21 protein-coding genes and 1 tRNA gene are annotated in these 20982 nt (G+C 45.1%); 15 read left to right on the plus strand and 7 right to left on the minus strand.

What is annotated here, in order from left to right; all coding sequences use genetic code 11:
• The first annotated feature begins 2 nt into the window (after positions 1-2).
• Genes GWR21_RS29190 through GWR21_RS29205 form a run of 4 tightly spaced genes read left to right on the plus strand, consistent with a single transcriptional unit; the run spans position 3 to position 3930 of the window.
• Complete coding sequence (locus GWR21_RS29190; RefSeq protein ID WP_162335221.1) at positions 3-923, plus strand: ABC transporter ATP-binding protein; 921 nt, start codon at positions 3-5, stop codon at positions 921-923.
• 33 nt (positions 924-956) lie between these two features.
• Positions 957-1700 (plus strand): ABC transporter ATP-binding protein, encoded by a 744-nt coding sequence (locus tag GWR21_RS29195; protein WP_162335222.1) that lies wholly within the window; start codon positions 957-959, stop codon positions 1698-1700.
• Between the two features lie 11 nt (positions 1701-1711).
• Positions 1712-2818, plus strand: coding sequence for an ABC transporter permease (locus GWR21_RS29200; protein ID WP_162335223.1), 1107 nt, complete (start codon positions 1712-1714; stop codon positions 2816-2818).
• The gene (locus tag GWR21_RS29205) at positions 2815-3930 is read left to right on the plus strand and encodes an ABC transporter permease (RefSeq protein ID WP_162335224.1); all 1116 of its coding nucleotides are present in this window, start codon (positions 2815-2817) and stop codon (positions 3928-3930) included. The genes GWR21_RS29200 and GWR21_RS29205 overlap by 4 nt, the downstream gene beginning before the upstream one ends.
• A 69-nt stretch (positions 3931-3999) precedes the next feature.
• Here GWR21_RS29205 and GWR21_RS29210 read toward each other — a convergent pair whose 3' ends face one another.
• Positions 4000-5427, minus strand: a complete 1428-nt coding sequence (locus GWR21_RS29210) for an aminotransferase-like domain-containing protein (protein WP_162335225.1) — start codon at positions 5425-5427, stop codon at positions 4000-4002.
• A 131-nt stretch (positions 5428-5558) separates the two neighbouring features.
• On the opposite strand from GWR21_RS29210, the gene GWR21_RS29215 reads away from it, so the two are divergent.
• The 11 genes from GWR21_RS29215 (at position 5559) to GWR21_RS29265 (ending at position 14548) form a co-directional block, all read left to right on the plus strand.
• The gene (locus tag GWR21_RS29215; RefSeq protein ID WP_162335226.1) at positions 5559-6089 is read left to right on the plus strand and encodes an ArsR/SmtB family transcription factor; all 531 of its coding nucleotides are present in this window, start codon (positions 5559-5561) and stop codon (positions 6087-6089) included.
• 14 nt (positions 6090-6103) lie between these two features.
• Positions 6104-7015: a DNA-3-methyladenine glycosylase family protein gene (locus GWR21_RS29220; protein ID WP_162335227.1), complete on the plus strand. Its 912-nt coding sequence runs from the start codon at positions 6104-6106 to the stop codon at positions 7013-7015.
• A 22-nt stretch (positions 7016-7037) separates the two neighbouring features.
• Entirely contained in the window at positions 7038-7526 is a 489-nt protein-coding gene (locus tag GWR21_RS29225) for a methylated-DNA--[protein]-cysteine S-methyltransferase (RefSeq protein WP_162335228.1), read from the plus strand.
• A 229-nt stretch (positions 7527-7755) separates the two neighbouring features.
• Entirely contained in the window at positions 7756-9162 is a 1407-nt protein-coding gene (locus GWR21_RS29230; RefSeq protein WP_162335229.1) for a pyridoxal phosphate-dependent decarboxylase family protein, read from the plus strand.
• A 44-nt stretch (positions 9163-9206) separates the two neighbouring features.
• Entirely contained in the window at positions 9207-10121 is a 915-nt protein-coding gene (locus GWR21_RS29235; RefSeq protein ID WP_162335230.1) for an EamA family transporter, read from the plus strand.
• Complete coding sequence (locus GWR21_RS29240; protein ID WP_162335231.1) at positions 10105-11037, plus strand: GNAT family N-acetyltransferase; 933 nt, start codon at positions 10105-10107, stop codon at positions 11035-11037. The genes GWR21_RS29235 and GWR21_RS29240 overlap by 17 nt, the downstream gene beginning before the upstream one ends.
• Positions 11038-11146: 109 nt before the next feature.
• Positions 11147-11704, plus strand: a complete 558-nt coding sequence (locus tag GWR21_RS29245; RefSeq protein WP_162335232.1) for an NUDIX domain-containing protein — start codon at positions 11147-11149, stop codon at positions 11702-11704.
• Positions 11705-11728: 24 nt separating this feature from the next.
• Positions 11729-12520, plus strand: coding sequence for a 23S rRNA (guanosine(2251)-2'-O)-methyltransferase RlmB (gene rlmB / locus GWR21_RS29250; protein WP_162335233.1), 792 nt, complete (start codon positions 11729-11731; stop codon positions 12518-12520).
• Between the two features lie 14 nt (positions 12521-12534).
• Positions 12535-13380: a hydroxymethylglutaryl-CoA lyase gene (locus GWR21_RS29255; protein ID WP_162335234.1), complete on the plus strand. Its 846-nt coding sequence runs from the start codon at positions 12535-12537 to the stop codon at positions 13378-13380.
• A gap of 9 nt (positions 13381-13389) precedes the next feature.
• Positions 13390-14367 (plus strand): GSCFA domain-containing protein, encoded by a 978-nt coding sequence (locus tag GWR21_RS29260; protein WP_162335235.1) that lies wholly within the window; start codon positions 13390-13392, stop codon positions 14365-14367.
• Between the two features lie 105 nt (positions 14368-14472).
• A tRNA-Lys gene (locus GWR21_RS29265) sits at positions 14473-14548 on the plus strand.
• An 883-nt stretch (positions 14549-15431) separates the two neighbouring features.
• Here the strand turns inward: GWR21_RS29265 and istB are convergent.
• From istB to GWR21_RS29300, 6 genes are all read right to left on the minus strand, one after another.
• Positions 15432-16163 carry an IS21-like element helper ATPase IstB gene (gene istB / locus GWR21_RS29275; RefSeq protein WP_162335236.1) on the minus strand — a complete coding sequence of 244 codons (732 nt, stop codon included), beginning with the start codon at positions 16161-16163 and terminating at the stop codon, positions 15432-15434.
• A gap of 58 nt (positions 16164-16221) precedes the next feature.
• Entirely contained in the window at positions 16222-17607 is a 1386-nt protein-coding gene (gene istA, locus GWR21_RS29280; RefSeq protein ID WP_162335237.1) for an IS21 family transposase, read from the minus strand.
• Positions 17608-17622: 15 nt separating this feature from the next.
• Positions 17623-17778, minus strand: a complete 156-nt coding sequence (locus GWR21_RS31985) for an HTH domain-containing protein (protein ID WP_162335238.1) — start codon at positions 17776-17778, stop codon at positions 17623-17625.
• A gap of 237 nt (positions 17779-18015) precedes the next feature.
• Positions 18016-19005, minus strand: coding sequence for a DUF4974 domain-containing protein (locus GWR21_RS29290; protein WP_162335239.1), 990 nt, complete (start codon positions 19003-19005; stop codon positions 18016-18018).
• Between the two features lie 135 nt (positions 19006-19140).
• Positions 19141-20283 carry a FecR family protein gene (locus GWR21_RS29295; protein WP_162335240.1) on the minus strand — a complete coding sequence of 381 codons (1143 nt, stop codon included), beginning with the start codon at positions 20281-20283 and terminating at the stop codon, positions 19141-19143.
• 72 nt (positions 20284-20355) lie between these two features.
• Positions 20356-20910, minus strand: a complete 555-nt coding sequence (locus GWR21_RS29300; RefSeq protein WP_238430081.1) for an RNA polymerase sigma factor — start codon at positions 20908-20910, stop codon at positions 20356-20358.
• Positions 20911-20982: the final 72 nt, after the last annotated feature.

Raw genomic sequence — 20982 nt, forward strand, 5'->3', positions numbered from 1 at the left:
TCATGGATACAGTAATACTGGAGAATATCAGTAAGTCATATATAACACACACAACACCTGCACTAAACGATGTGTCTTTTTCCGTCGGGAAGGGGGAGCTGTTCGGACTGATCGGACCAGATGGTGCCGGCAAGTCCACCATCTTCCGCATACTGACGACCTTGTTGTTGCCGGATAGTGGAAAAGCCACCGTAGCAGGATATGATGTAGTAAAAGATTACCACGAGATCCGTAGTTGTGTAGGATATATGCCCGGTAAGTTCTCACTCTACCAGGATCTTACGATCGAAGAGAACCTGCGTTTTTTTGCAACACTCTTCGGTACGACAGTAGCAGAAAACTATGCCCTGATCAAAGATATCTATGAACAGATCGCACCTTTTAAAGACCGGAGAGCAGGAAAGCTATCGGGTGGGATGAAACAGAAGCTGGCCCTTTGCTGTGCATTGGTGCACAGGCCCGAAGTACTTTTTCTTGACGAACCAACTACGGGTGTGGATGCTGTATCCCGCCAGGAATTCTGGGAAATGTTACGACGCCTGAAAGCACAGGGGATCACTATCGTGGTATCTACTCCATATATGGACGAAGCCAGTTTGTGTGAACGGATTGCGCTGATCCAGACAGGGACGATCCTTTCAATCGATACCCCTGATAATATCATCCGGGCATACCCCGGAAAGTTATATTCCCTGAGAGCGCCCAAAGTATATCTGCTGCTGCATGATGTGCGGTTGTATGAGGGTATTGACCAGTGTTATGCTGCTGGTGAAACATTGCGTGTATCATTTAAAGATGAGCGGAAAGATCATCCTGCATTGCTGCGGGCGTATCTGCAGCATAAGGGGCATCCGCAGGTATCAGTTGATCAGATCACACCTGACATAGAAGACTGTTTTATTGAGAAACTGAGTGATCAGTAATATGTCCTAACCAAAGAAAAAAACAAGCTGGCTATGAGTAACAAGGCAATCAGCTGCAAAGACCTTACGAAACGCTTTGGTGACTTTTTCGCGGTCAACCATATTTCTTTTGATGTGGAACAGGGTGAGATATTCGGCTTTCTGGGGGCAAACGGAGCTGGTAAGACCACGGCCATGCGGATGCTTTGTGGATTATCCTATCCGACCTCCGGTGAGGCAACAGTAGCCGGCTTTAATGTCTTCAGACAACAGGAGGAGATTAAAAAGAACATCGGATATATGAGTCAGAAATTCTCGTTGTATGAGAGTCTGACGGTAAGAGAGAACATCCGTTTTTATGGTGGTGTATACGGTCTTTCAGACAGACAATTGAAAGAGAAGGGTGATGAACTGTTGGAAAAGCTTGGCATGCAGCAGGAAGCAAAGATGATGGTTGGAAGTCTGCCGTTAGGCTGGAAGCAGAAACTGGCCTTCTCTGTGGCAATCATCCATCAGCCACGCATTGTGTTTCTGGACGAGCCAACCGGTGGGGTAGACCCCGTTACAAGAAGACAGTTCTGGGACCTGATTTACGATGCTGCAAAGCAGGGCATCACTGTATTTGTCACGACACACTATATGGACGAAGCCGAGTATTGTAACAGGATATCCATTATGGTTGACGGACGGATCGATGCGCTGGATACACCCGCTAATCTGCGGACACAGTTTGGCGCAGCCTCCATGAACGAAGTTTTTTATGCATTGGCCAGAAGCGCAAAGCGTTCTGCCGACTAAAATCTATACACATGAAACAATTCATGGTGTTTGTCAGAAAGGAATTTTATCATGTTTTCAGAGACAGGCGGACATTGCTCATACTTTTCGGATTGCCTGTTATGCAGATCCTCCTGTTCGGCTATGCGCTGACCACAGAGATCAAAAATGCCCAGATCATCATTGTAGACCATGCCGGTGATGCGGCATCCGGGAAGCTGATCGCTATGATATCAGCAAGTAAATATTTTAATATCAGTCAGCAGGCATACGCTGATGACGATATCTATACAGACTTTAAAAAGGGAGCGGCAAAATGTGCGTTGGTCTTTCCTGCCGGTTTTGGAAATGACCTGCGGAACGGTCAGGTAGCACAGTTACAGATCATTACGGATGCGACAGATCCTAACACGGCAAAAACGCTTACCAATTATCTCACAGCCATAGTAACCGATTACCAGCAGCAGATCAACCCAACTGCCAATATACCGATGCGTATAGAACCAGTGACGAGAATGCTGTATAATCCTGCGTTAAACGGATCTATGAACTTCGTCCCGGGTGTGATGGCCCTTGTGCTGATGATCATCTGTACAACCCTGACATCTGTCTCTATTGTGCGGGAGAAAGAGATGGGTACTATGGAGATATTGTTGGTGTCTCCATTTAAACCTGTATATGTTGTACTAGCTAAAGCCGTACCTTATCTGGTCCTGGCCATGGTTGACTTTGTGATTATCCTGTTATTGAGCATACTGGCGCTGGAGATGCCTGTCAGGGGAAACCTGCTGTTGCTGTTTATGGAGAGTACGCTGTTCATTATCAGTTGTCTTTCGCTGGGGCTGTTGATATCGAGCGTAACGCGCTCTCAGCAGACGGCCATGATGGTTTCGATGATGGGCATGATGTTGCCGACTATTTTATTTACCGGCTTTATTTTCCCGCTGGAGAATATGCCATTGCCCTTGCAACTCATATCCAACCTGCTGCCTTCCCGCTGGTTTTATGTGATCGTGAAAGCAGTCATGCTCAAAGGACTGGGCATAGGTGTGGTGTGGAAGGAAACACTTGTACTGGCTGGAATGACGCTGGTATTACTTACTATCAGTATTAAAAGTTTTAAAACACGGCTGGCATGAGAACATTGCGACTATTGCTGGAAAAGGAATTCAGACAGATATTCCGCGATAAGGGACTGTTGCCTGTCATCTTTGTAATGCCCATGATACAGTTGCTTATCATGCCGCTGGCAGCAAACTTTGACGTGAAGCATATTAATCTGGCGGTGGTGGACAGAGATCATTCTACCTACACGCAGCAAATGGTGGCTAAGATCGCTTCGTCTGGCTACTTTTTTATAAAAGGTTATTATACAGATTACACACCTGCCCTGCACCAGGTAGAGCAGGAAAAGGCGGATATTATCCTGGAGATACCAGCTCACTTCGAAAGGGACCTGGTAAAGGAGAACAAAGCAGCTGTATATCTCGCGGCAGATGCAATTAACGGTACGAAAGCAGGACTGGGCAGTGCTTATCTGAACACGATCCTGGGCGATTTTAACAACGAGATCCGCATGAAATGGTTACCTGTAAAGATGCCTGGTGCCGGGACAATAGATGTAACGTATTCAAACTGGTTCAATCCGAATATGAATTACCGGTTATATATGGTGCCGGGTATATTGGTATTGCTTGTGACAATGGTAGGTGGTTTTATTGCAGCGCTGAATATCGTGAAGGAGAAAGAGATGGGTACGATAGAGCAGATCAATGTCACACCTATTAAGAAATGGCAGTTCATTCTGGGTAAGCTGATCCCTTTCTGGGTGATTGGCATGGTCGATTTTAGCCTGGGATTATTGCTGGCAAGATTTGTCTACGGCATCATCCCGTTGGGTAGTCTGTTGCTGTTGTACAGTTTCCTGGCAGTTTATCTTGTTGCACTGCTTGGGTTCGGACTGCTAATCTCTACCTATAGTGCTAATCAGCTACAAGCCATGTTTGTAGCCTTCTTCTTTATCATGATCTTCATGCTGATGAGTGGATTATTTGTTTCTGTGGATAATATGCCTGGATGGGCGAAGGTGATCGCTAAACTGACACCGGTAACGCACTTTATTGATGTCATGAGGATGATTGTACTGAAGGGGAGCCGGTTTGCGGATATAAAAATGCAGTTCCTGTATGAGATAGCCTTTGCAGTGGTATTGAATGGATGGGCTATCTGGAACTATCGCAAGACAGCATAAAAATCTAATAGTATATACAGTTGTAGGTTTAAGCAATGGACCGGGATAGTCTTGTCCCGGTCTTTTATTTTAAGAGAGTTTTCTGATCAGGCGTCCCAGTGTTTTTAATCCATCATCCACCTGCTTACTCCACGGATTGCTGTAGCTAATGCGCATACAGTTATTATATCTTTCCTGTAACGAGAACATCCTGCCAGGTGCAAAAGATATTTTATGTTTGATGGCCTGCTCGTACAGTTCATAGGTATTCACCCTGGGATTTAACTCCACCCACATCACGAAACCACCTTGCGGGCGTGATACACAGCAATCCTCCGGGAAATATTCCCGTATTGCCTGCAGGTGCCGCATATACTGTGTATGCAGTGCTTTTCGCATGCCTCTCAGGTGATGTTCATACCGGTCATTTTCCAGGAAACATGCGATGGCCGCACTTGGAATAGATGCGGATGAAATGGAATGATGGCGTTTCAGGTTCAGTACTTTTTCAAGGTATCTGCCTGGCACCGCCCAGCCCACCCGATAGCCCGGAGCTACAGACTTGGAGAAGGAGTTACACAGCAATACCAGGCCGCTTGTATCAAATGTTTTGCATACACCTGGTCGTTCTTTACCAAAGTACATGTCTCCATAAATGTCATCTTCAATCAGTGGGATATCATATTTCTCCAGGAGTTTCACCAGCGCCTGTTTATTGGCGTCTGGCATACAGGCACCTAATGGATTGGTGAAATTGGTGACGAACAGGCAGGCCTTTATTTTAAATTTAGGGATCGCTTTATCCAGGTATTCGATATCGATGCCTGTACCAGGATGTGTGGGTACTTCCAGCACTTTCAGTCCCAGCGTTTCTGCCAGTTGCAGAGACCCGTAATATGCGGGACTTTCCACAGCGATCGTATCTCCCGGCTGCGTCACAGCGGACAGGCAAAGCGTCAGCGCATCCATGCATCCGCTTGTGGTAACAATCTCATCTTCACTGACAGCGCCACCCCATAATATAGAATTGCGGGCGATCTGTCTGCGGAGGTCTGCGTTTCCCTGTACAGGTTCATATCCCACACCCGCGAAAGGTGTCTTTCTTAAAGCCTGGATCAGTGCTTTCGATATCTTGGCTGCGGGCAGCATAGATTCCGGTGGCGCGGCAGAAGCAAACCGGGTAATATTTTCGAGTCGCATATCCTGAGATACCTGTGTGATCATTTCATGTACGGTAACTTCCGAAGGTTTCCTGACCGCTTCACATGCTTTAGGCATTTCGGGCATCCGGCGCGGACTGAATATGACGTAATAACCTGACTTTGGCCGGGATTCAATAAGTCCTTTCGCCTCGAGGTGATAATATGCCTGAAAGGCCGTACTCATACTCACTCCCTGTTCCTCGCTCATCGTCCGGACGGAGGGAAGCTTATCTCCGATCTTTAATACTTCTTTGGCAATGAGCTGCTCCAGTTTGTCGGCAATCTGCAGATAAAGATGTTCAGCAGTTTTTAGCATGGCATAATTAATTGAACTGATCTGGTTCAAATGTAAGGAAATTTAAACTGATATGCCTGACGAATGTAGCAAGAAATGGGTTTTGAGCAACAAAAAAGTTGCATAACTTAGTGCAACTAAAAAATTGCATAATGGATGAGCTATTCAAAGGTGTGTCGGATCCTGTAAGGCGGGAAATCCTTGCATTGTTACGTTTGCAGCCACTAAACGTGAATCAGATCAACGAGCACTTCAGCCATATCAGCCGGCAGGCAGTATCGAAACATCTGCAGTTGCTGGAGGATAGTGGATGGATAAAGATCTACCAGGCCGGCAGGGAGCGGTACGGTTACCTGAACAAGGCCGCCTTTTATTCTTTTAAAGAGTGGCTGGACAGCTACCTCCAATGGGGGGAACGTTCCCTGGAAAACGACCATGGTGTCTTTGTGGAGGAAACGGCCTACAAAAAGGGAGCGCCGCTTAGCCATCCGGTAATGCTGCAAGCCATGTTGAGCAAGGACAAAGAATTTGACGGGCTGTTCTACAATGCCGTAAAGACGACCGGGATTTTCTGTAAACCATCCTGCGCTGCCAATCCAAGGCCGGACAATGTCGTTTTTTATATAACAAGAGAGGAGGCACTAAAGAACGGATACCGGGCCTGTAAGCGTTGTAAACCATAATACGGCAAAACACTATGTATAATAGGCGAGAAATAAGTATACCAGTTACTGATCATGATAACTTTTCTTTCGCGGAATGCCTGGTGTTTCTGGGCAGGTCAGAAAAGGAGTGTCTGCACTATGTGGCAGATGGGGTTGTGCAGAAGATGGTTGTTTCCAATGGCCATCCTGTGTTACTGGAGATCAGTGATGATCCTGCAGCAAAGGGACTGAAGGCTGCTGTAGTTAATAGTGATGCAGACGATGTAAATATAGATGAGGGATATATTCGCCGTTATCTCACACATTGGCTACATCTGGATGCCGACCTGCATCCGTTTTACAGCTTTGCGGAGAAAGATCCTGTGCTGGGACCGCTGGCCGGCAGGTATAAAGGTTTGCGGCTCATAGGTGTGCCTGATCTGTTTGAAGCGCTGACCTGGAGTATTACAGGCCAGCAAATCACTTTGTCCTTTGCATATACGCTCAGGCAGCGGTTTATCCAGGCATTTGGCTATCATACTGTGCTGGATGGAAAGGATCATTATATATATCCTCATCCAGCTGTAGTAGCCGCATTGGAACCCGTCTCGCTGATCAGTATGCAGTTTTCGCGGAGTAAGGCGGATTACATTATCGGCCTGGCGAAATCCATGACCGATGGCCTGCTCACTGATGCGCAGCTCTGGCAAATGGACTACCAGCAGGCCAGGCAGCACCTGATCTCATTCAGGGGTATTGGTAACTGGTCAGCCAACTATGTACTCATGAAGTATCATCGGCACCATCAGGCATTGCCATTGGAAGATGCTGGTTTGCATAATGCGTTGAAGCAACAGTTGCAACTGGATGTAAAACCTCCGCTGGCGCAGGTGCAGGAATATACGCAGCATTGGGGTGAGCATGCCGCTTATGCTACCTTTTATCTATGGCGATCATTGTATTGAGCCTTTTTTAACTAAATTAATCATGATCACAGAACATACGCACATCATCAATACCCCGGTAGGTGCATTGACCATTATAGGTAATGAAAGCGCTATACACACACTCACTTTTAAAGAAGGACAAACGCCGACACATGAACCGCTACCAGATGTGATACGGCAATGCATGGAAGAGATGAATGAATATTTTGCAGGTAGCCTGCGCGCCTTCACGTTTCCGGTTGCGCAACCAGGAACCGCATTTCAGCAATCTGTGTGGCAACAACTGATGACTATCCCGTATGGGCAGACCATTTCCTATCTGCAACTGGCCAAACGTATCAATAATCCTAAAAGCATTCGTGCAGTTGGTACTACCAACGGAAAGAACAGGATTGCGATCGTAGTACCCTGTCATCGGGTTATAGGCAGTGATGGTACGTTGACCGGCTATGCGGGCGGGTTATGGCGAAAGAAATGGTTGTTGGAACATGAGATCAGACAGAAATCTGGTTCTTTGGAATTATTCTGATAAAAGAGACATGAAGGCGTAGTGAGCTGCTGTGCATCATCCGGATAAAACATTCCGCAATAAAGTAAAACTGAAAAATAACGAAATAAAACCGCCTGAAACTATCAACTAATCAAGCTGCCCCTTTTTCAATCTGATCTGGTCGAAAATTACAAAACTGAATCTGTTTTATGTGCCGGAATTATTTCAATTTTGAAGTCTAGTTCCCTAACAGTTAAACAAGCCTCCAATGAACCAGTTATTAAACCAGGATCTGCAGCAGATGGATAATTTTCTACAGGAAATAAAAGATTACAGCGTGTTATTCCTGTCAAGCATAGATACATTGCCTGTGAAGGCTGGTACTGCTTCATTTGGCCCGTTTGATCTGCCACGAAAGGGATTGGGAGCAATGCACACGCTACAACAGTTCAGAAAGCGATACGAAGAGCATCTTACAGGTAACAGCGGTCCCCGTAACTGGGGCTTTGTAACCGGTGGTAGTACAATACCTGCGATCGCAGGTGACTGGCTGACGTCTGTATTCGATATGAATGCATCTGACAGAGACATACCGCCATTCAAAATAGAAACGGAAACCATTGCTATGCTCCGGCAACTGTTTGGGTTGCCGGACGCATTTTCCGGCAGCTTTGTCACGGGGGCAACGATGGCTAATTTTTCAGGACTGGCTATTGCGCGCCAGTGGTTGGGAGAGCAACTGGGAGTAGATGTTGCACAGGAAGGAATGGGCGCATTATCGCAGGCTAAGATCGTTTCCTGCGTTCCACATTCCAGTACAGTAAAGTCTATGGCCATGCTGGGTTTCGGAAGGAATGCGCTGGTGAAGATCCCCGCACTGCACGATCGTGAATCGATCGATATCAATGCACTTGAAGAATATCTGAAAGAGCATAAGCAGGAACCATTGATCGTGGTAGCCAGCGCTGGTACTGTCAATACAGTTGATTTTGATGATCTGCAGGCGATTGCGTCGTTAAAGGAACAGTATGGTTTCTGGTTGCATGTGGATGCTGCGTTTGGCGCATTTGCGGCCTGCGTCCCTGCATATCGTCATCTGTTAAATGGCTGGGAGGCGGCGGCCAGTATTACTATAGACGCCCATAAATGGTTAAACGTGCCTTACGATGCGGCGATGATATTTACCCGTCATCTGCAGCTGCAACTGGATACATTTAAGAACGCAGGAGCAGCTTATCTTGGTGATCCGGAGAAAGATTTTAAGTACAGTAATTATACACCGGAAAATTCCCGTCGTCTTCGCGCATTACCTGCCTGGTTTACGTTAGTAGCGTATGGTGCCGAAGGATATACTGCTATTGTGAATAATAATATTGAGTTAGCCCGCCAGTTGGGAGCGCTGATCAGCAGTAATGATGCTTTCCGTTTACTGGCCCCTGTAAGGCTCTGTGTAGTCTGTTTCACATTGAATGTAGCGGATGAGGAGAAGCAGGCAGCGATCAATACGTTCCTGCAGGCATTGAACGATAGTGGCAAGGTAATGCTGACCCCAACGGTTTATCACGGAGTACCGGCTGTACGTGCCGCACTGGTGAACTGGCGGACGACACAGCATGATCTGGCTATTGCCTGGGAGGATATGCAACAACAGGTGGCAGGGGCGACGGTAGCATAATACACTCATACATTATTCATCACAATCCATAACAACTTCGGAGTATGAAAAAGTCAAACACGAATGCCTATCTGGCATTGGTGGTAGTCAGTATTTTCTGGGGTACCACGTATCTGGCCTCCAGGATCGGCGTGCGTCATACACATGGTCTTATGTTGGCAGGCGCCAGACAGACAATCGCAGGGCTGCTGCTAACAGGTTTCTTTTTGCTGAGAGGGTATAAGTTCCCGGAGAAGTTTGTTCTGTCTCGTTTATTTGTGATCGGCATCATGATGCTTTGCCTGAGTAACGGACTGATTACCTGGGCCATGCAATATATTCCCAGCGGCCTCTGTGCGATTATTGTTGCAACAGTACCTATCTGGATAACGATATTCAGTTATTTTCTTGTGCAGCGTACGAAGTTCACTATATTATTAATAACTGGTATGCTGATAGGGTTGCTGGGCGTTGGCGGCATATTTTATGATTATCTGTCGAGTCTGACAAATCCGGAGTTTCGCTTTGGCATTTTTCTGACAATGATCTCCTGTGTGAGCTGGGCGATCGGTTCGGTACTAACCGCCAGATGGGCACTCAAGATAAACTTTTTATACGGCGCAGGTTTTCAGATGTTATTCAGTGGTGTTGTAATGGTGGTCATCGCCATGCTGATGGGGTATTCCTTACCGTTAGATAGTTTTAATACGGAACTTTGGGGAAGTCTGGTATATCTCGTCTTCGCGGGTTCTATACTTGGTTACTCTTCCTACGTCTTTGTGCTGAACAATCTGCCTCCCTCTCTGGCTTCGGTATATGCCTATATCAATCCGATAGTGGCCGTGTTACTGGGGTGGCTCATCCTGCAGGAGCACCTGAACTGGACAACAGGAATATCTTGTCTTGTGACACTGGGAGGTGTATATCTGGTAAACATAGCTGTAAACAGGAATAAAAAACAATATGGCACCACTAAATAATGACGTCACACTTCTGACTTACGAACCGGCACTTCAGCCGCATTTTGAACGACTGAACAAGTGGTGGATAGAACGATATTTCACAGTAGAGCCGGTGGATGAGGATGTGCTTGGCCATCCTGATAAGCACATTATAGAAAAAGGAGGAGAGATCATTTTCGCAAAAGCAGATGATAAAATAGTAGGTACGGTCGCGTTAAAGCCTATTGATAGTACAACTGCTGAGATGACTAAGATGGGAGTGGATGAAGCGTATCACGGATATAAGATCGGGCGCAAGTTAGTGGAAGCTATATTAAACCTGGCCAGGAGTAAGGGTTTGACGAGAGTGGTATTGTATTCCAGTACGAAACTGGTGACCGCACTGGCGATGTATGAGAAACTGGGGTTCCGGGAAATTCCTGTTGAAGCAGGGCGTTATAAGCGGAGTGATATTAAAATGGAGATCCTTTTAACAGAGGAAAACCCCCATTATGAGATCGCAAATTCGCTGTTGCATACAATAAATCTGGCTGTACCACTTTTATGTGACATCCCTGAAATCGAAGCAGCAGAAAGGCTTTCCAGGTATAAGTGGAGTCCGAAGGAGATCATTGGGCATTTAATTGACTCAGCAATTAATAATAATGTTCGTTTTATACGATCACAACAAATATCTTTGCTGGAGATTCCTGGCTATACACAGGAATTTTGGGTAAAGGGGCAAGCCTGGCAGTTCAGCAGCTGGCAGGAATTAATTCAATTATGGGCGGGCATGAACAGGCACCTGGCGCTAACGATACGTGCCATACCCGCCGGAGCACTAAATAACCTTATCAGTATTAATGAGAAAGAACCTGTCACAATGCAATATGTGGTGACGGATTATTTGCATCATTTAAAACATCATCTATCACAAGTGAAAATAATATTATAAAAGATACGATTTAGATTTAGGTATGATGTTCAAAAGGTATTTACCGCCGACATCTGGTTGACACCGTCTCGTTTTTAACGAGGCGGTTTTTTTTTGTTTTCTTTGCTGTATGGAAATGCAACAAAATCCCTGGACGATACTCTCCAGTGAAAAGAAATATGATAATCCCTGGATAAAGATCACAGAACACCAGGTAATTAATCCTTCCGGTGGCAAGGGCATTTATGGGGTGGTGCATTTCAAGAATGCAGCTATTGGCGTGGTCGCCCTGGATGAGGAGAACAATATTTACCTGGTTGGACAGTACCGTTTTCCACTTGAACAGTTTAGCTGGGAGATCCCCGAGGGCGGAGGTCCACTGGGCATAGACCCATTACTGGGAGCACAGCGGGAATTGCTGGAAGAAACCGGGCTGGTAGCAACAGACTGGCAGCCGATCGTCCGGATGCACTTGTCTAATTCCGTCTCGGATGAAGCGGCTGTGGTGTTTCTGGCCCGTAACCTGGAACAAAGGGAGGCGGAACCGGAGGAAACTGAGCAATTGTTCACCCGGAAAGTGCCTTTTGAGACTGCTTACCAGATGGTCAAAAACCATGAGATCACTGATTCCATGTCTGTTGCGGCTATTCTGAAAGTAAAGCTGATGATGCTGGAAGGGGAAATTTGACCATAAATTCCGTTCTTTGCGGTAATGGAACAACGAAAATTTAAAAAGCCTGGCGGTTTCCGTCAGCAAGCTCCCAAGCCCAAGGCATCGTCCATGGTGATTGGCAGGCAGCCGATTGTGGAAGCGATCAATGCGGGTAAGGCAATCGAGCGTATTTTTATGTTGCGCGGAGCAACAGGGGATATCATCCCTCAGATAAAGCAGTTAGCCGATCAATATAATATCCCAATCAATCTCGTTCCGGTAGAAAAGCTGAACGGGTTAACAGCTGCAAATCACCAGGGCTGTATTGCCATTACAGGCAAGGTGAGCTATCTTGACCTGCAGGATGTGATCTCGCATGTTACAGATCAGGGAGAGACCCCTTTGTTCCTGATCCTGGATGGCATTACAGATGTCCGTAATATCGGAGCTATTGCCCGTAGTGCAGTATGTTGCGGCGCTCAGGCGATTATTATCCCGGACAGAGGAATTGCTGCACTGAACGAAGAGGCGATTAAATCTTCCGCAGGTGCACTGGAGAAGATCTCTATCTGCCGTGTGAACAGTTTGCTGAAAGCGATCGATACCCTCCACCTGAACGGTATTAAAGTGATTGCCAGCGAGATGGAGGCAGAAACGAAGCTGTATGACTGCGAACTGAAAGAGCCGGTAGCTATTATTATGGGCTCCGAGGATAAGGGTGTGTACCCGGCACTGATAAAGGCTTCGGATACATTGTTCCACATTCCTATGGCCGGAAACTTTGAGTCATTCAATGTCTCTGTGGCTGCTGGTATCATTCTGTATGAAGCCATGAAACAGAGAGGCGCATAAAAAATCTCCAGTAAATGAAATTGATCGAATGTCCACGTGATGCCATGCAGGGATGGCACAGATCCATCAGTACGGATGAGAAGGTAGCATATCTGAACGCTTTATTAAAGGTAGGATTTGATACCCTTGACTTTGGCAGTTTTGTGTCTCCCAAGGCCATTCCTCAGATGGCGGATACCGCAGCCGTGATATCCCGCCTGGATATGAGCCATGTCAGAAGTAAACTGCTGGCCATCGTAGCGAATCAGCGGGGGGCTGAAGAAGCTGTGGTGTTCGACGAGATCGCTTACCTGGGTTATCCATTCTCTATTTCTGAGACATTCCAGCTGCGCAATACGAATAAGACGATTGACGCATCCCTTGAACTGGTGGAGACCCTGCAGGAGTTATGTATTAAAAACACCAAACAGCTGGTTGTCTATATTTCAATGGGATTTGGCAATCCCTACGGAGACCCGTACGATCCGTCTGTCGCCCTCAAATGGGTAGACGAACTCGTACGAAGGGATATCACAACGATTTCCCTGGCTGACACCGTAGGCATTGCTAATCCGGAGATCATCACACAACTTTTCTCTACACTTATTCCTGCTTATCCTGCCGTGGAATTTGGTGCGCACTTCCATTCTGCCCCTCATAACTGGGAAGAAAAGGTAGCCGCCGCCTACGATCAGGGTTGCAGACGTTTTGATAGTGCCATTAAAGGAATAGGCGGTTGTCCGATGGCTAAAGATGAACTGGTAGGCAATCTGGCTACAGAGCGTCTGCTTGACTTCAGCGTACAGCGCCATGAGCAGCTGGGACTCGATTCCGCTGCCCTGCAGGCCGCCCAGGAAATAGCCGACCGTATTTTTTATTAGTCTTGCATCATGACAAACTTTCGTTTGACCTTTCCTGTTTCACCGCTTTCAACACCCGTAAGGTATACCGACAAGATCCTGATGGTAGGGTCCTGTTTTGCGGAGGAGATCGGTGAACGTCTTCAGCAATACCATTTTGATGCTGTGATCAATCCACATGGCATCTTGTATAATCCGATCAGCATCACCCAGGCGCTGCATACCTATCTGGATGGCAGGCAATATACGGCCGCTGATCTCTTCCAGCATAATGATCTGTGGCATAGCTGGGATCATCACAGCCGCTTTTCCGGTCCCGATCAGGAATCGGTGCTTGCTGGCATTAACGCCGCACAGGAAACGGCCGCTAAGCAACTGGAAGCGGCAGACTGGCTGATCATCACACTTGGTTCTGCATTCACCTATACACTTGCTGCTGTCAACCAGGTGGTAGGCAATTGCCACAAGGTACCTGGTTCCGCTTTTCACAAAAAGTTATTATCTCCTCCTGACGCTATCTCCGCGCTGGATAACCTGATGCATCGCCTGTTCTTTCGCAACAGGAAGGTGAAGATCATGTTTACGATCAGTCCTGTACGTTATACCCGTGATGGTGTGGTAGAGAATAACCTGAGTAAGGCTGTGCTGATACAGACAGTGCATCACCTGGTTAATAAATTTGACAGGCTCTTTTATTTCCCGGCGTATGAACTGGTCATTGATGATCTGCGTGACTACCGGTTCTATAAAGAAGACCTGGTACATCCAAATGATCTTGCCGTAAATTATGTCTGGGACCACTTCACAGCAAATTGTCTTGGAGAGGAAGACAGGCAGTTATTACCACGTGTTGCAGAATTGAGCAGGGCAAAACAACATAAACCTTTTAATCGTGAAAGTGCTCAGCATAAGCAGTTTCTGCAAACGTACGCACGTAAGACTAAGTTATTAATGGAGGAGTTTCCGTTTTTAAAGCTGCATGAGGAATGGCAGTATTTTAATCAGTGATTGCACTACTATGTGCATGACTTGAAAATTATTTTCAAAAAAAGTAAACAGAATTGTGAAGTTGTAAATATTTTATCCTAATATTGCATCCCGTTTCGGCGGAATGATTCCGTAGCTCAGTTGGTAGAGCAATACACTTTTAATGTATGGGTCCTGGGTTCGAGTCCCAGCGGGATCACCAAACCCGACTTCTTGAGAATACTCTCAAAAGGTCGGGTTTCTTCTTTGTATGAATTGCCCGTCAGATCTGCAACGAGCGAGAATAACGGATTCATTTTTGTGGTTCGAGGTACGTCATTTTCCTTGTTATAATAGATCCCTTCAGGAAATATCATTTTCTGTAATCTTTGTTTTTCATTATAGCTGCTAAAATTCCACATGAGAGCGGGTTTTGTGACATGCTCAGTAGCGAATTCAATGTATTTTTCCAGGTTCGAGGCATTTAAAGGGAAAGGTTGTAGTTGATCCAATAATTCTTTACGTTCAACATTATATTTAATAATGAATTTTTCATAAAGTTCTTCTTTCACCTTACCCTCGACATAACGTTCTTCCAGGTTTTCGATCTTTTGTTCCAGTTCTGTTAGTCGAACTCTATACTGTTTAGCTGTTTCTTCTCTCTCAGCATTTATGGTGGTAAACAGCTTTCTCAATTGCAGCTGAAATAGGTCGATAACTTCTCAGGAAGAGTTATCTCACTCAAGATAGCCATAAACCTCTCATGTAGCTTGTTGGCGCTAATATGGCAAGAGCATTTGCTACCATTATCACACTTATAATAGTATAGATTCTTCCGTTTAACTAAATAGCCTCTCAGATATAAGTTGCACGCTTCGCATTTCATGAATAGTTTCAGCGGCAGTGCCTCGTTAAGCGGATTTTGTACGAAGCCGTGAGTTACCTTATTCTTTTCTTCGTTGGCTATTAGAAAGATATCCCTACTTACTAGCTTTTCATGTTTTCCCTCAACAACTTCCCCATTTAGTGTATATTCCGGACAAAGTGAACCACCATTCCGGTGCAAAGTGAACCACTTATAAAGCACATCAATAGCGTTATCAAAGTTAGTTAGTTTTTGCTTTACGTTTTGATTCACCCTTAAGATCTATTTTATGCATGCGGGCTGTCAATCTGTCCATAATAGCATCTGCGATGGTAGGTTCATTTAAGTAATCATACCATTTGCTCAGCGGTAGCTGAGCCGCAATAATTGTAGATCCTCTACCATACCTGTCTTCCATAATCTGTAGTAAGGTGAGCCTCATATCATGCGTAAGCGGTTGCAGGCCGAAGTCATCTAATATCAGCAAAGGTGTTTTAGCGAGATGGTTTAACCATTTTACATAGGTCCCATCTAATCGGGCTGTTGCTAGCGATTCAATAAATCTATTCATGGAATAATACAGCGTGCGATAACCAAGAGTACAGGCCTGACGGCCCAATGCACAAGCTAGATAACTCTTGCCACAACCGGTAGAACCACTGATTACAATGTTCTCGGATTTTTCAATAAAAGAACCATCGCAAAGTAGCTGTAGCTGTTCGGCAGTAAACCCTCTTGCTGGGGAGCAGTGTATTTGTTCCAACACTGCCTGGTAACGTAATTTGGATAATCGAATGTATAATCCGGTACGTTGCTGACTACGATACCCTAATTCAGCTTCTGTAAGCATCGCCAGCAGAGCATGAGCTTCTGGTTGTTGATGTATGGGAAGATCCAGCAAGGCTTCATAACGTCCAGCCATACCATGTAGTTTTAGTTGCTGTAGCTGGGTTACTGTTTGTTCTGTATTCATGTTGCTTTTGTTTTTATGGTTCTAATAATTATTATAGAATGTGGCGAAGGGAGTGTTACTAAAAAGCATCTTTTCCTCTTAGATTATCATGTAATGGCAGTTGAAAGGCCACCTTACTATCATCGGGAAGTGATTGCTGATCTAAATTATTGGAAAGTATATTGTTAATAATCCTGTAGGCATAGGTGCCGCCTTGCAAAGCTCTCTTACAGGCAGCTTCCAGCCGTTCGTTGCCATACGTCCTCGCTAGTCTCAACAACCCTTTACAAGCGAGGAAAGCCTGCTCACTGAACTGCTTGTTTAGCAGTAATTTGTCTATATATTGGCTGGTAGCTATACCTATAGCGGTGGCTTGCCTGCGAAAGTAATCCGGATCCCAGCCTTGCTGGTAATGCTGGTGTGCTTCCGGCATATGTTCTTTGCAGGTGGTATAGCCATGGCGCTTGTAGCTTCGCTTATGCAATGCTATCCTTTGATGTGCGTAATAGATCTCTACGATGTCTGTATCATATATTGCCTTAACAGTTTTGCTGATGTAAGAACAAGGAACACTGTAGTAATGCCAGTCTTCTCCTAATACGATGTGGTAATTACGCTGCACCTTTGCTTCGGTACTATGCTTAATAGAAAACGGATGATCTGGCAAAGGTTGTAGCTGAGATTGTTCCTGTTGTTTAAATAACTGCAATCGACTGTATTGCTTCCTGTGCATCGAACGACTATTATGTAAGCTAAGCTGCTCATTAACGGCAGCACTCAGTTCTTCCAGGCTGAAAAATACCTTATCACGTAATGGTGCATAGATACGCTGATAAGCTAATCTTACAGCACCTTCTACTGTCGCCTTATCTTTAGGTTTAGCTACCCGCGCCGCCAGCAATGTTATATTGTAATGTAACGCCCATTGCTGTATCATATCTGTGAATACAGGCTCATAACGACAACTTTTGCTTACTATCTGCTTCATGTTATCTGTCTTCAGGTTGAATGGAACGCCTTCAAAGTATTGCAGACAATTGTTCAATGACTTTGCCAACTGAGGAAGAGTAGCATCAGGCATAGGTACAACATAGGTATAGCCACTGCAGGGTAGTACACAAACCAGCACAGGGCAATAGATAATCTCACCTGTTTGGCGATCCGTATAAGCGAGTTTATCACCTGCAAAATCAACCATCATCATCTGGCCAGGAGGATGCTCAAAATGCATGGAAGTATCCCTTATACTACTATGACGAGATAATAAATCACAGAACTGTGAGTAGCCATAGCCATCCGGATACTGTTGCAAATACTCCTGCCACAGGAGTTGGCGGGTAACTCCGGTACGTTTAAGTTCAAGGAGAAAATAGCTTACCCGATCTTCAAACGCCTGTCTGCGCTCATCTTTGACGGGAAAGACTACGGCGTTGTATATAAGTTCGCTGAGCGCCGCATCGTCCATGGCTAATAACTGTTGTCAGCTATAGCCAGTAGCTTTAAGCCGTTGAAGATAATGGCGCACTGTATTGCGCGATATGTTTAACTGAAGGGCAATCTGCCGTTCAGAGGAATTACGTGATGAATGCTGGATAATACTGCGTACAATATGCATCTCTATAACCTTGTTGGCCATTGCTATCCGGTAATTTTTACCGCAAAGCAATGGATTACTGAATAGATGTGCTATTGTATGCGCTTTGTAAGTGGTTCACTTTATGCCGGAATGGCAGGAATAATTATGATGCAGGGTGGTTCACTTTGGTCCGGAATCCTGGTTAATCAGCAATATAAATCTGTTATAGGTGGTTCAGTTTACCCCGGAATCACTGGTTCAGTTTGGACTGGAATTAGTGGTTCAGTTTACTCCGGATTATACACTGATCGAATTAAGTGGTGAAATTTTGGCCCCACCGGATGCATTTTCATAGTAGGATAAAGACTGCGAAGGGAACGGCACACCATCAATAATAAACAATGTTTCATTACCATTTGCAATGCTGTTACGTCCCCTGATGTTGATATTTAGGGACGAACCTGGAACACCGTTATTCTGACTGATATTCAGCCCAGAGATCCGTCCTTCCAGGGCCATGACAAAATCATTAACTGGTTGCCTTTCGATCTCCTTAGCGGTAATATGTCCTACTGACCCAGTATTTAGTTCTTGTTTCGTGGTATAATACCCCTTATTAACTACAACTTCCTGTAAGTCGGCAGAGTTCAGCGATAACTTAATACTCATGAAATCTGAAGATGCAGGAAGCGATACAGAAGCATAACCTATGTAGGACACTTCAATAGTCGATTTGTCATTGATACCATTTAGCTCAAAATTACCCTCGCTGTTGGTAATTGCTACTTTACTATCGGCCTTTACAGACGCGCCAGCAAGCGGATTACCACTTTCATCGGTAACCTTTCCCCGAACGGTGATCGCTTGAAACATATCTAATACTTTATCAAGAAAGCCAGGCTTCGGTTTTGCTTTTATCGTGATGCTATTTTTCTGAATGATGTAGTTGAACGGCTGATCTTTCATGATCACCTTCAAAGCATTTTCCAGGGTGCTGTTTTTCAGATCGGCAGTGACCGGCTTTGCAGTCTTTAGGATGTGCGAAACATAAAAGAAGTTGTAACCGGTTTGCTTTCTCAGTTTTTGCAGCACCTCATGAAAGGGTGCCTTGGACACAGACAGGTTGATCTGCTGCGCATAAATATTGGCTGAAACGTTGAGACTTAACAGTAAGATTGCGGTGATAAATTTCATAACCAGCAGATACTTAATTAATGGTCGGCTGTGGCGCTGTAGCCATGATTTTTCAGGCAAGCAGCAGCCATTGCAATGAATATTTAAATTCATAACTTTGGTTTAGTTGGTTGTTTAGATTGGTTGATACAAATTGGTCTTACAGATAACTAACTATAGCCGGGTAGTGTACAAGACTTCCCGGTTTTTTTATCCGTAAGTTTTATTATGCTGTTGAAATGGGTCTGGTTACTTACGCATAATCCTCCTTCCGTCAAATGTTAATGGTACATCACTGGCAGTCTCCAGTAGTTTTAATACATCTGTCAGCTTATCTTTTCTGGATATTTCACCGTTAAATTCGGTATCTGGCAATGTAGAATAATCTACTTCCACGTCATACCATCGGGCCAGCTGCCTAACGACATTTTTCAGACTGGTATTATGAAATATAAAAAGCCCATCTTTCCAGGCAATGACGTCATTTGCGTTGACCTGTTCTACATTAAAACCTGATGGGGTGGTGATGCTCTGTTGTCCTGGCTTCAGTTTGATCGTTTTTGAAGTTGCTGGCAGTGTAGCATTGATCCGGCCTTCAACGAGTGTCGTTACTCTAGGCTCTTCTGCATAGCTGTACACATTGAAATGTGTTCCCAGTACTTCAATGAGCTGTCCATCGCATACTACTCTAAACGGCTTCCCCGGATCTTTGGCAATCTCAAAATATGCCTCTCCTGACAGTTGTACGCGGCGTTCGGAATGATTAAAATGAAGAGGAAACTTCAGTGAACTTCCTGCATTCAAAAATGCAGTACTACCATCTGGCAGCTTCACGAAATACTGCCCTCCGTTAGGGGTAGATATTGTATTGTAACCACTTCCTGCTATTCCGTCCTCAATGGTATAGACTAGCTGCCCATCGGCGGCTTTGCTGATAGATACATTGCCTTGTTTAGCTATTGTGCCATTGATCTTGCTATCCAGATCGATCTGCTTACCATTGGCCAGTGTAAGAATGGCTTTATTCGTACCAGGTAGTCTTTCCAAAGCTACTTGCGGAGTGGACGGCTTATGGCTGTTTTTTGTAAGCACAAAATAAGTTGTGCCAAGACCAATGACAATCGCGACCGTAGCCGCTACGCGAATGAACAGGCTGCGGCTAATGCCGTTAGCCTGCCTATTCCGGTCCATCCTCATCCAGATACGTTGATACATCTTTTCGAGCCGCTCGTCCTGCAAGGTATCAGGCATCGTCTTGCCAAACTCATTATAAAAGCTATAGAGCAATAGCTTCTCTTCAGGAGTGCAATTCCCATGTTCAAATTTTTCTAATAATGCCTTGGCCTCTTGTTCAGTCATGTTTTCGATACTCCAGGTTTCAAATCTCAGCATGTGATTTGAATGGCCCTACAAATACCAAATGTCCAAACAGCTGTATATATATACAGCCGTCTAAAAAAAGAATTAAAATAAAGAGAAGAGGATGGTGAGTTTAGACTTGAGAACTTTCATCGCTCGGTTAAGCTGGGTATTCACAGTACCTTCAGTAGTTTGAGTAATAGCGGCAATTTCCCTACGGGATAGGTGCTGATTTCGACTAAGTTCCCAGGCTTCGCGCATTTTTGTCGGCATGCCAGCTACCGCATCTTCAATCTGGCGTCTGAGTTCTTTTTCCAAAATCAAATCGTCAGTTGTAGTTTCAGCGTATTCTGAAAACGAACTCAAACCTTCAATATACTTTTGTTGATTTTTGCTTTTCCGAAACAACATCAATACGCCATTTCGGACAGCACGATAAAGATAGGAATCCAGAGAACTTTTTATCTCCAGCTTTTTCTCATCCGCAAGGAGATTGGAAAAGATATCATGTACCACATCTTCCGCAGCATGTTCATCCTGCAACATTTTGAAAGCATGTTTGAGCAGCAACGGCGCATATCTGATGTAAATCTCCTCAACAGCTGCATGATCTCCACCGGAAAGCAGATGTACCAATTCACTGTCAGAAAGAGATTGCATTGATCCCATCAGTCTTTTAAGATTAGCCAGTTACGCCAACAGGGATAGTTGTAAACCAAATGTAATTACAAA

Source organism: Chitinophaga agri, from assembly GCF_010093065.1.
GTDB lineage: Bacteria > Bacteroidota > Bacteroidia > Chitinophagales > Chitinophagaceae > Chitinophaga > Chitinophaga agri.